Genomic DNA, 11499 nt, shown 5'->3' with positions numbered 1-11499 from the left:
GATGAAGGTGGGTGCCGTCATCATCACGATGGGCAACCGCCCGGAGGAGCTGCGCGCCCTCCTCGACTCGGTCGCCAAGCAGGACGGCGACCGGGTCGAGGTGGTGGTCGTCGGCAACGGCTCCCCGGTCACCGGCGTCCCCGAGGGCGTACGGACCGTCGAGCTGCCCGAGAACCTCGGCATCCCGGGGGGCCGCAACGCCGGCATCGAGGCGTTCGGCCCCGGCGGCGCCGAGGTGGACATCCTGCTCTTCCTCGACGACGACGGTCTGCTGGCCCACCACGACACGGCCGAGCTGTGCCGCCGGGCCTTCGCCGCCGACCCGAAGCTCGGCATCATCAGCTTCCGGATCGCGGACCCCGCAACGGGCGAGACCGCGCGCCGCCACGTCCCGCGGCTGCGCGCCGCCGACCCGATGCGCTCCTCGCGCGTGACGACCTTCCTCGGCGGCGCCAACGCCGTACGCACCAAGGTCTTCGCCGAGGTCGGCGGGCTGCCCGACGAGTTCTTCTACGCCCACGAGGAGACCGATCTGGCCTGGCGGGCGCTCGACGCCGGCTGGATGATCGACTACCGCTCGGACATGGTCCTGTACCACCCGACGACCGCTCCTTCCCGGCACGCCGTCTACCACCGCATGGTGGCCAGGAACCGGGTGTGGCTGGCACGCCGCAACCTGCCGGCCCCCCTGGTGCCCGTCTACCTCGGCGTGTGGCTGCTGCTCACGCTGGCGCGGCGCCCCTCCGTACCCGCGCTCAAGGCATGGTTCGGCGGCTTCAAGGAGGGGTGGACGACCTCCGCGGGTCCGCGCCGTCCCATGAGATGGCGTACCGTCTGGCGCCTGACCCGGCTGGGCCGACCTCCTGTCATCTGACAAGCTCGGGTCTGAAAGCATCGGGTGCACGCGGGACCTGAGCCCGATCCTGCGCCTTACTGCCTGCGCATCTTGAACACGAAAGTTTCAACTTGTGAGTGACACAACCCATGACGGTGCGGTCGCGACGAGCGCCCCGCCATCTCCCGACGACGGACTTACCCCGGCGGAGCTCGCCGCCAAGTACGGCCTGTCGGTGAGCGGTGCCCGGCCGGGGCTGATCGAGTACGTCCGGCAGCTGTGGGGCCGGCGCCACTTCATCCTCGCGTTCTCGCAGGCGAAGCTGACCGCCCAGTACAGCCAGGCCAAGCTCGGCCAGCTGTGGCAGGTGGCGACTCCGCTGCTGAACGCGCTCGTGTACTTCCTCATCTTCGGCCTGATCCTGGAGGCCAACAGGGGCATGGAGCCGGACGAATACGTCCCGTTCCTGGTCACGGGCGTGTTCGTCTTCACCTTCACCCAGAGCTCGGTGATGGCCGGTGTCCGGTCCATCTCCGGCAACCTGGGCCTGGTGAGAGCGCTGCACTTCCCACGCGCCTCACTGCCGATCTCCTTCGCGCTCCAGCAGCTCCAGCAGCTGATGTTCTCGATGATCGTGCTGGTGATCATCGCAATGGCCTTCGGCAGCCTCCCCGCGCTCTCCTGGCTCCTGGTCCTCCCGGCGCTGGTCCTCCAGTTCGTCTTCAACATCGGCCTGGCGCTGATCATGGCCCGGCTCGGCAGCAGGACGCCCGACCTCGCCCAGCTGATGCCCTTCGTGATGCGTACGTGGATGTACGCCTCCGGCGTGATGTTCTCCATCCCGGAGATGCTGAAGGACAAGGACCTGCCCGCCTGGGTCACGGACGTGCTCCAGTGGAACCCGGCCGCCGTCTACATGGACCTCGTCCGCTTCGCGCTGATCGAGGACTACGGCTCCCGGAACCTGCCCCCGCACGTCTGGGCGGTCGCCCTCGGCTGGGCGCTGCTGATCGGCGGCGCGGGCTTCGTGTACTTCTGGAAGGCTGAGGAGCGGTACGGCCGTGGCTGAGGACAAGAACCAGGGGCGCGTCCCCACCGTCATCGCCGACGACGTGCACATCGTGTACCGCGTCAACGCGGGCGCGGGCGGGCGCGGCAGTGCCACCGCCGCACTGAGCCGCATCATGAAGCGCGGCAAGGGCGACTCGCCCGGCGTACGCAAGGTGCACGCCGTGAAGGGTGTCTCCTTCACGTCCTACCGGGGCGAGGCGATCGGCCTGATCGGTACGAACGGCTCGGGCAAGTCGACCCTGCTCCGTGCCATCGCCGGTCTCCTGCCGACCGAGCAGGGCAAGGTCTACACGGACGGCCAGCCCTCGCTCCTCGGTGTGAACGCCGCGCTGATGAACGACCTGACCGGCGAGCGGAACGTCATCCTCGGCGGCCTGGCGATGGGCATGACGCGCGAGGAGATCCGCGAGCGCTACCAGCAGATCGTCGACTTCTCGGGCATCAACGAGAAGGGCGACTTCATCACGCTGCCGATGCGCACGTACTCCTCCGGCATGGCGGCCCGCCTGCGCTTCTCCATCGCCGCCGCCAAGGACCACGACGTACTCATGATCGACGAGGCGCTCGCCACCGGCGACCGGAAGTTCCAGATCCGCTCGGAGCAGCGCATCCGTGAGCTGCGCAAGGAGGCCGGTACGGTCTTCCTGGTCAGCCACAGCAACAAGTCGATCAGGGACACCTGCGACCGCGTCCTGTGGCTGGAGAAGGGCGAGCTGCTGATGGACGGTCCCACGGACGAGGTCCTCAAGGCGTACGAGAAGGAGACCGGCCGCTAGGCCGCCTGCCTGCCTGTTCCCCGCGCACCCGGAGCCCCCGCCGGCCGAATCCGGCGGGGGCTCCGGGTGCGCGGACGTACCGGGGAAGGGTCGACGCGCCCCGGCGCGGCGGTACTCCGCGAACACGCCGGAATCGTCAACTTCCGTAACTTTCGGGGAGGTTGGGGTGAATTGATGCGTTACTGTAATGCGTGCCACACCCCGGCGCGGGGCCGGGCGTTGTGCAACGTAAGCTGTACCGGTGCTGATTCGCGGCAAGTGGGGCGATACTGCCTCGGGATTTCGCCCGTGGACGGTCCATCGCTCCGGCGGACCGGCGGCGTGTCCGAAATGGGATGTATTGGGTCAGCAGTGTAGAACGGGAGATGTGACGGCAATGGCTACGGGAACTCTCCGGCTCCGAGATGCTTCCGCCGTTCCCGCACCGGGCCGTCCGCGATGACCGGCACCCGGCACGTGCGCCCCGACGCCCACACGCGCACCACCCTCGACAAGGCCGCCGACGAGAATTTCCCGGTGGCTCCCTTCTTTCTGCCGCGCGCCTGGCGGGACGACCTGATGGCCGTCTACGGCTATGCCCGTCTCGTCGACGACATCGGTGACGGCGACCTCGCCCCCGGTGGCGCCGACGCCCGCCTCCTCGGCCTCGACCCCGCCCTGGCCGACGACCGCCTGGCCGTGCTCGACGCCTTCGAGGCCGACCTGCGCCGCGTCTTCGATGCCTCGGGGGACGGCCCGCGCCACCCGATCCTGCGGGCGCTGGCCCCCGTCGTGCGCCGCCGCTCGCTCACCCCCGAGCCCTTCCTCGGGCTCGTCGAGGCCAACCGGCAGGACCAGCTCGTACGGCGCTACAAGACGTACGACGACCTCCTCGCGTACTGCGAGCTGTCCGCCAACCCCGTCGGCCGTCTGGTCCTGGAGATCACCGGCACCGCCAGCCCCGAGCGGATCCGCCGCTCGGACGCGGTCTGCACCGCCCTGCAGATCGTCGAACACCTCCAGGACGTCGGCGAGGACCTCGGCCGCGACCGGATCTACCTGCCCGCCGACGACATGGCGCGCTTCCACGTCGAGGAGGCCGACCTGGCGGCACCGTCCGCGAACGCCTCGGTGCGCGCGCTGATCGCCTACGAAGCGGAACGCGCCGGGTGCCTGCTCGACGAAGGCGCCCCGCTCGTGGGCAGCGTCCACGGCAGGCTCAAGCTGCTGCTCGCCGGTTTCGTCGGCGGTGGACGCGCCGCCCTCACGGCGGTCTCGGCCGCCGGCTACGACGTACTTCCCGGACCGCCCAAACCCACCAGACTGAGTCTGCTGCGCGCAGTGGGAGCCGTCTTGCGACGAGACCGGAGAGAGGGGTGAGCCGGCCCGTGGAGGGACTCACGCAGATGTCCGCACCGGTACTCGCCGCGTACAGCTACTGCGAGGCAGTGACCGGAGCACAGGCGCGCAATTTCGCGTACGGCATCAGGCTGCTGCCGACCGACAAGCGCAACGCCATGTCCGCGCTGTACGCGTTCTCGCGGCGCGTGGACGACATCGGTGACGGAGTGCTCGCGCCCGAGGTCAAGCAGGTGCGGCTCGAAGAGACCCGCGCGCTGCTCGACCGCGTCCGGGCGGGCACCGTCGTCGACGACGACACCGACCCGGTCGCCGTGGCGCTCGCGGACACGGCGCGCCGCTTCCCGATCCCGCTCGAAGGTCTCGACGAACTCATCGACGGCGTCCTCATGGACGTGCGTGGCGAGACCTACGAGACCTGGGACGACCTCAAGGCCTACTGCCGGTGCGTCGCGGGCGCCATCGGACGGCTCTCCCTGGGTGTGTTCGGCACCCAGGCCGGCACGCTCTCCACGGAACGCGCCTCCGAGTACGCCGATACGCTCGGCCTCGCCCTCCAGCTCACGAACATCCTCCGCGACGTCCGCGAGGACGCCGGGAACGGCCGTACGTACCTGCCCGCCGACGACCTCGCCAAGTTCGGCTGCTCGGCCGGTTTCCACGGCGCGACCCCGCCCGACGGGTCCGACTTCACGGGCCTCGTCCACTACGAAGTGCGCCGCGCCCGCGCCCTGTTCGCCGAGGGCTACCGGCTGCTTCCCCTGCTCGACCGGCGTTCCGGCGCCTGCGTCGCCGCCATGGCCGGCATCTATCGCCGGCTCCTCGACCGCATCGAGCGCGACCCCGGGGCCGTGCTGCGCGGCCGGGTCTCGCTGCCCGGACACGAGAAGGCGTACGTCGCCGTGCGCGGTCTCTCGGGGTTCGACGCCCGTACCGTCTCCCGGCTCCACACCAGGAGGCGTGTCTGATGCGGCCCGTCGCGGTCGGCGGGACGGACACGCACAAGGAAGGCGCAACCCCCCGGCGGGCCGGCGCGTCCCTGACCGCAACGGCCCGCGGTCCGTACACCGTCGGCGAGGCCCGGGGGAAGAGCGCATGACACGCGGCACGACGGGCTCCGTCTCCCCGCGCCCGCGGGGCCGTCCGCGCACGCGGTCGTCGTCGGAGGAGGACTGGCCGGCGTCACGGCCGCGCTCCGGCTGGCCGACGCCGGTATGCGGGTGACGCTGCTCGAAGGGCGCCCGCGCCTGGGCGGCCTCGCGTTCTCGTTCCGCCGCGGCGACCTCACCGTCGACAACGGCCAGCACGTCTATCTGCGCTGCTGCACCGCCTACCGGTGGTTCCTCGACCGGGTGGGGGGCGCCGGGCTCGCGCCGCTGCAGAGCCGCCTCGACGTACCCGTGCTCGACGTCGGCCGCGGTGCCGGGCCCCGGCTCGGACGGCTGCGCCGCACCGGGCTGCCCGTACCGCTGCACCTCGCGGCCGGCCTGGCGGCGTACCCGCACCTGTCCCTCGCCGAGCGTGCGGGCGTCGGACGGGCCGCGCTCGCCCTCAAGAAGCTCGACCCGGCCGATCCCGCCCTGGACGGTGTGGACTTCGCGACCTGGCTGGGCCGCCACGGGCAGTCCGGGCGCACCATCGAGGCGCTGTGGGACCTCGTCGGCGTCGCGACGCTCAACGCGACCGCGTCGGACGCCTCGCTCGGCCTCGCCGCGATGGTCTTCAAGACCGGCCTGCTCTCCGATCCCGGCGCGGCCGACATCGGCTGGGCACACGTACCGCTCGGCGATCTGCACGACACGCTCGCCCGCAAGGCACTGGACTCGGCGGGCGTGCGGACAGAGCTGCGGACCAAGGTCACCGCCATCTCCCGTGCGGCGACCGGGGGTTGGGAGGTGAACACGGCGGGGGAGCGCATCGGGGCCGACACCGTCGTGCTCGCCGTGCCCCAGAGCGAGACGCACGCCCTGCTGCCCGGAGGTGTCATCGACGACCCCGACCGGCTGCTGGACATCGGCACCGCGCCGATCCTCAACGTCCATGTCGTGTACGACCGCAAGGTACTGCGCCGACCCTTCTTCGCCGCGCTCGGCACCCCCGTCCAGTGGGTCTTCGACCGTACGGAGTCCTCGGGGCTGAAGGGCGGCGGGCAGTACCTCGCCGTCTCCCAGTCGGCCTGCCAGGACGAGATCGACGCGCCCGTGGCCGAGCTGCGCGCGCGCTATCTCCCGGAGCTGGAGCGGCTGTTGCCCGCCGCCCGCGGCGCGGGCGTGCGCGACTTCTTCGTCACCCGGGAGCGGACAGCGACGTTCGCCCCCACCCCCGGCGTCGGACGGCTGCGCCCCGGCGCCCGTACGCACGCGCCCGGCCTGTACCTGGCCGGCGCGTGGACCGCCACCGGATGGCCCGCGACCATGGAGGGTGCCGTGCGCAGCGGCATCACCGCCGCCGGCGCGGCGCTCCGCGAACTCGGCCGCGCCCATGAACATCCGTTGCAGGAGGCGGTATGAGCACTGGCATTGATACAAGAGGAGAACCTGTGACCCCGGTGAATCCGGTGGACAACACCACGGTGGACATCGCCGCGCTTCTGGAGCGCGGCCGCACCCTGTCCACGCCGGTGCTGAAGGCCGCCGTGGGCCGGCTCGCGCCGCCCATGGACACCGTCGCGGCCTACCACTTCGGGTGGATCGACGCACAGGGGCGGCCCGCCGACGGCGACGGCGGCAAGGCCGTGCGCCCGGCGCTCGCGCTGCTGTCCGCCGAGGCGGCGGGCGCATCGCCCGAGGTCGGTGTCCCCGGCGCCGTCGCCGTGGAACTCGTGCACAACTTCTCCCTGCTCCACGACGACCTGATGGACGGTGACGAACAGCGCCGCCACCGCGACACCGTGTGGAAGGTGCACGGCCCCGCGCAGGCGATCCTCGTCGGTGACGCGCTCTTCGCGCTCGCCAACGAGGTGCTGCTGGAGCTCGGCACCGTCGAGGCGGGGCGCGCCACGCGCCGGCTCACCACCGCGAGCCGCAAGCTCATCGACGGCCAGGCGCAGGACATCTCCTTCGAGCACCGCGAGCGGGTCACCGTCGAGGAGTGCCTGAAGATGGAGGGCAACAAGACGGGCGCGCTGCTCGCCTGCGCCGTCTCCATCGGCGCGGTGCTCGGCGGGGCGGACGACCGTACGGCCGACACGCTGGAGGCGTACGGCTACCACCTCGGTCTCGCCTTCCAGGCCGTCGACGACCTGCTCGGCATCTGGGGCGACCCCGACGCCACCGGCAAGCAGACCTGGAGCGACCTGCGCCAGCGCAAGAAGTCCCTGCCCGTCGTCGCGGCGCTCGCCGCGGGCGGCGCCGCCTCCGAGCGGCTCGGCGAACTGCTCTCCGCCGACGCCAAGAGCAACGAATTCGACAGCTTCTCCGAGGAGGAGTTCGCCACCAGGGCGGCTCTGATCGAGGAGGCGGGCGGCCGCGAGTGGACGGCGCGGGAAGCCCGCAGGCAGCACGCCGTCGCCATCGAGGCGCTGGACGGCGTCGACATGCCCCCGCAGGTGCGTGCGCAGCTCACCGCGCTCGCGGACTTCGTCGTCGTACGGAAGAGATGATCAGTATCCGCCTCATATGACTCGCAGTCGCCGGCCGGTGTCAGGGAAACCGGGCGCCGGCCGACGTCGGACCCCAGCACAGCAGAGAAACCAACTGCACGAAGGGGAAACCATGACAGCGACGACCGACGGAAGCACCGGGGCCGTGGAGCCCCGCGCAGCCGCGGCCAGCGAACTCACCGACAACACCGCCGGGGCCGGGGCCGGTGCCGGCCCCGGCCCGTCCGGCGTCCTGGACGCGGCACGGCGGGCCACGGACCGCGCGGTCGCGCACCTGCTCGCCCAGCAGGACGCCCAGGGCTGGTGGAAGGGCGACCTCGAGACCAATGTGACCATGGACGCCGAGGACCTGCTGCTCCGCCACTTCCTGGACACCGAGGACGACAGGACCCTCCGGGCCGCCGCGCTCTTCATCCGCGGCGAGCAGCGCGACGACGGCACCTGGGCCACCTTCTACGGCGGCCCCGGCGACCTCTCCACCACCATCGAGGCGTACGCCGCCCTGCGGCTCGCCGGAGACCTGCCGGGCGACCCGCACATGGCGCGCGCCGCGGCCTGGATCAGGGACCACGGCGGCATCGCCGCGAGCCGCGTCTTCACCCGCATCTGGCTCGCGCTCTTCGGCTGGTGGAAGTGGGACGACCTGCCCGAGCTGCCACCCGAGCTGATCTTCCTCCCCTCGTGGTTCCCGCTCAACATCTACGACTTCGGCTGCTGGGCCCGGCAGACCATCGTGCCGCTGACCGTGGTCTCGGCGAAGCGGCCCGTGCGCCCCGCCCCGTTCGCGCTCGACGAGCTGCACACCGACCCGCGGGTGCCGAACCCGCCCAGGGGGTTCGCCGCGCCGACCGGCTGGGAGGGTGTTTTCCAGCTGCTCGACAAGGCCCTGCACGTTTACCGCAAGGTCGCGCCCGCCAGACTGCGCGACGCCGCGATGAAGAGCGCGGCGCGCTGGATCATCGAGCGGCAGGAGAACGACGGCTGCTGGGGCGGCATCCAGCCGCCCGCCGTGTACTCCCTGATCGCGCTCCACCTGCTCGGATACGACCTGGACCATCCGGTGATGCGCGCCGGACTCGCATCGCTCGACCGGTTCACGGTGTGGCGCGAGGACGGCTCCCGCATGATCGAGGCCTGCCAGTCGCCGGTCTGGGACACCTGCCTCGCCACCATCGCCCTGGCCGACGCGGGGGTGCGCCCCGACGACCCGGCGCTCGTCAAGGCGGCCGACTGGATGATGCGGGAGCAGATCGTGCGGCCGGGCGACTGGGCCGTACGCCGGCCCGGACTGGAGCCGGGCGGCTGGGCGTTCGAGTTCCACAACGACAACTACCCGGACATCGACGACACCGCCGAGGTCGTCCTGGCGCTCCGTCGCGTCGCGCACCCGGACCGCGGGCGCATAGAAGCAACCGTCGAGCGCGCCGTCCGCTGGAACCTCGGAATGCAGTCGAAGAACGGTGCCTGGGCGGCGTTCGACGCCGACAACACCAGCCCCTTCCCCAACCGGTTGCCCTTCTGCGACTTCGGTGAGGTCATCGACCCGCCGTCCGCCGACGTCACCGCGCACGTGGTGGAGATGCTGGCGGTCGAGGGCAAGGCGTACGACGCGCGGACCCGGCGCGGCATCGAGTGGCTGCTGGCGCAACAGGAACCCGGCGGCGCCTGGTTCGGCCGCTGGGGCGTCAACTACGTGTACGGAACGGGATCGGTGGTGCCGGCGCTGACCGCGGCCGGACTGCCCGCCGCCCACCCGGCGATCCGCCGTGCCGTCGGCTGGCTCGAGTCCGTCCAGAACGACGACGGCGGCTGGGGCGAGGACCTGCGGTCGTACCGGGAGGCCCGGTGGGCCGGGCACGGTGTCTCGACCGCCTCGCAGACCGCCTGGGCGCTGCTGGCCCTGCTCGCCGCGGGGGAGCGGGAGCGCAGGTCCGTCGAGCGGGGGGTCGCCTGGCTCGCCGGGACCCAGCGGGAGGACGGCTCCTGGGACGAGCCGTACTTCACGGGCACCGGGTTCCCCTGGGACTTCTCCATCAACTACAACCTCTACCGCCAGGTCTTCCCGCTCACCGCTCTCGGGCGGTACGTCCACGGGGAGCCCAGCTTCGCGGGCCTTCGGCAGGGGATCTGATGAGCCGGTCCCCGGTGCTCCCGGGGTCCGTGCCGCTGCTGATCGCCTGCGCGCTCGGCATCGAGCGGTTCGCGCTGCGCGGCGGCGACCGGGAGGGGGCCCCGGGGCCCGTGACCGTACTCCGTACGGGCATGGGTCCCAGGGCGGCCGAGGCGGCCGTCAGCAGGGCGCTCGGCCCCGGCCGCCCGGCCGGGGCCGCCGCCGTCATCGCCTCCGGCTTCTGCGCCGGACTCGCCCCCGGCATGCACCCCGGGGACCTGGTCGTCGCCGACGAGACCCGAGGCCCCCGCGGCAGCACGGCCTGCACGGGCGTGGAGCTGCTGGCCGGGGCGCTGGCCAGGGCGGTGCCCGGGCGCACCGTCCACACCGGCCCGCTGACCGGCTCCGACCACGTCGTGCGCGGTCACGAGCGGGCCGGGCTGCGGGCCACCGGGGCCATCGCGGTGGACATGGAATCCGCCGCCACGCTCTGGAGCGCGCTGCGGGCGGGGCCGCGTCCGGTTGCGGCCGTACGAGTGGTCGTGGACGCTCCGGAACATGAGCTCGTGCGCATGGGGACGGTCCGGGGTGGAATATCGGCCTTCCGTGTTCTTCGCGCAGTCCTTCCGGCTTTCTTCGAATGGCACCGTTCTTTGCTGCTCCCCAGGAGGTGAGCTAGATGGCCATGCCACTCCGTCAGACCATCAGGGTCGGGACGTACCTCGTAGAACAGAAGCTCCGCAAGCGTGAGAAGTTTCCGCTCATCGTCGAGCTGGAACCCCTCTACGCCTGCAACCTCGCATGCGAGGGCTGTGGCAAGATCCAGCACCCGGCAGGGGTTCTGAAGCAGCGCATGCCCGTGGCCCAGGCCGTGGGCGCGGTACTCGAATCGGGCGCTCCGATGGTCTCCATCGCGGGCGGCGAACCGCTGATGCACCCACAGATCGATGAGATCGTGCGGCAGCTGGTGGCGAGGAGGAAGTACGTGTTCCTCTGCACCAACGCGATGCTGCTGCGCAAGAAGATCGAGAAGTTCACGCCTTCGCCGTACTTCGCCTTCGCCGTGCACATCGACGGACTGCGCGAGCGGCACGACGAATCGGTGGCCAAGGAAGGCGTGTTCGACGAAGCGGTGGAAGCGATCAAGGAGGCCAAGAAGCGCGGCTTCCGGGTCACCACCAACTCCACCTTCTTCAACACCGACACCCCGCAGACGATCGTCGAGGTGCTCAACTACCTCAATGACGACCTGAAGGTGGACGAGATGATGATCTCGCCCGCCTACGCGTACGAGAAGGCCCCCGACCAGGAGCACTTCCTCGGTGTCGAGCAGACCAGGGAACTGTTCCGGAAGGCGTTCTCCGGCGGCAACCGGCGGCGCTGGCGGCTGAACCACTCGCCGCTCTTCCTGGACTTCCTGGAGGGCAAGGCGGACTTCCCGTGCACGGCGTGGGCGATTCCCAACTACTCGCTCTTCGGGTGGCAGCGGCCCTGTTACCTGATGAGCGACGGGTACGTTCCGACGTACCGGGAGCTCATCGAGGACACCGACTGGGACAAGTACGGGCGGGGCAAGGACCCGAGGTGCGCCAACTGCATGGCGCACTGCGGCTACGAACCGACGGCCGTGCTCGCCACCATGGGTTCGCTCAAGGAGTCGCTGCGCGCGGCCCGCGAGACCGTCTCGGGAACCCGCGGGTGACGTGAAGAGCGCCGGTGGTCCGGGGAGGCCCGGGCGCCGGTGAGCAGGACGACGACGAGGGGACGG

General features: G+C 71.2%; 9 protein-coding genes and 1 pseudogene. All 10 read left to right on the top strand.

The annotated features are described in order from the left end of the window. Position 1 precedes the first annotated feature (1 nt). On the top strand, positions 2–874 hold the full coding sequence (locus tag BN1555_RS03640) for a glycosyltransferase family 2 protein (RefSeq protein ID WP_093803148.1): 873 nt from the start codon (positions 2–4) through the stop codon (positions 872–874). A 94-nt stretch (positions 875–968) separates the two neighbouring features. Next, on the top strand, positions 969–1904 hold the full coding sequence (locus BN1555_RS03635; RefSeq protein WP_093797786.1) for an ABC transporter permease: 936 nt from the start codon (positions 969–971) through the stop codon (positions 1902–1904). Further along, complete coding sequence (locus BN1555_RS03630; RefSeq protein WP_093797784.1) at positions 1897–2682, top strand: ABC transporter ATP-binding protein; 786 nt, start codon at positions 1897–1899, stop codon at positions 2680–2682. The genes BN1555_RS03635 and BN1555_RS03630 overlap by 8 nt, the downstream gene beginning before the upstream one ends. A gap of 438 nt (positions 2683–3120) precedes the next feature. Next, positions 3121–4041, top strand: coding sequence for a squalene synthase HpnC (gene hpnC, locus BN1555_RS03625; RefSeq protein WP_093797782.1), 921 nt, complete (start codon positions 3121–3123; stop codon positions 4039–4041). Positions 4042–4067: 26 nt separating this feature from the next. After that, entirely contained in the window at positions 4068–4988 is a 921-nt protein-coding gene (gene hpnD / locus BN1555_RS03620) for a presqualene diphosphate synthase HpnD (RefSeq protein ID WP_093803147.1), read from the top strand. Between the two features lie 183 nt (positions 4989–5171). Then, positions 5172–6530 (top strand): annotated as a pseudogene (hpnE, locus tag BN1555_RS03615) (hydroxysqualene dehydroxylase HpnE); the annotation flags it as partial. Between the two features lie 29 nt (positions 6531–6559). Then, entirely contained in the window at positions 6560–7621 is a 1062-nt protein-coding gene (locus BN1555_RS03610; protein ID WP_255305856.1) for a polyprenyl synthetase family protein, read from the top strand. 112 nt (positions 7622–7733) lie between these two features. Further along, positions 7734–9752 (top strand): squalene--hopene cyclase, encoded by a 2019-nt coding sequence (shc, locus tag BN1555_RS03605; protein ID WP_093797776.1) that lies wholly within the window; start codon positions 7734–7736, stop codon positions 9750–9752. After that, positions 9752–10405, top strand: coding sequence for a phosphorylase family protein (locus BN1555_RS03600; protein WP_093797774.1), 654 nt, complete (start codon positions 9752–9754; stop codon positions 10403–10405). Before shc ends, BN1555_RS03600 begins: the two co-directional genes overlap by 1 nt. 5 nt (positions 10406–10410) lie before the next feature. Beyond that, positions 10411–11433: an adenosyl-hopene transferase HpnH gene (gene hpnH, locus BN1555_RS03595; protein WP_093797772.1), complete on the top strand. Its 1023-nt coding sequence runs from the start codon at positions 10411–10413 to the stop codon at positions 11431–11433. Positions 11434–11499 lie beyond the last annotated feature (66 nt).

The sequence above is a fragment of the Streptomyces sp. Wb2n-11 genome (genome assembly GCF_001049855.1).
Lineage (GTDB): Bacteria > Actinomycetota > Actinomycetes > Streptomycetales > Streptomycetaceae > Streptomyces > Streptomyces altiplanensis.
This window is presented reverse-complemented; position numbering and strand designations above follow the sequence as displayed.

Bases quoted from the DNA above. Each gene is read 5' to 3' on its own strand.
- BN1555_RS03600 (WP_093797774.1), top strand. From the start codon at position 9,752: ATGAGCCGGTCCCCGGTGCTCCCGGGGTCCGTGCCGCTGCTGATCGCC.
- hpnH (WP_093797772.1), top strand. From the start codon at position 10,411: ATGGCCATGCCACTCCGTCAGACCATCAGGGTCGGGACGTACCTCGTA.
- hpnD (WP_093803147.1), top strand. From the start codon at position 4,068: ATGTCCGCACCGGTACTCGCCGCGTACAGCTACTGCGAGGCAGTGACC.
- BN1555_RS03640 (WP_093803148.1), top strand. From the start codon at position 2: ATGAAGGTGGGTGCCGTCATCATCACGATGGGCAACCGCCCGGAGGAG.
- hpnC (WP_093797782.1), top strand. From the start codon at position 3,121: ATGACCGGCACCCGGCACGTGCGCCCCGACGCCCACACGCGCACCACC.
- shc (WP_093797776.1), top strand. From the start codon at position 7,734: ATGACAGCGACGACCGACGGAAGCACCGGGGCCGTGGAGCCCCGCGCA.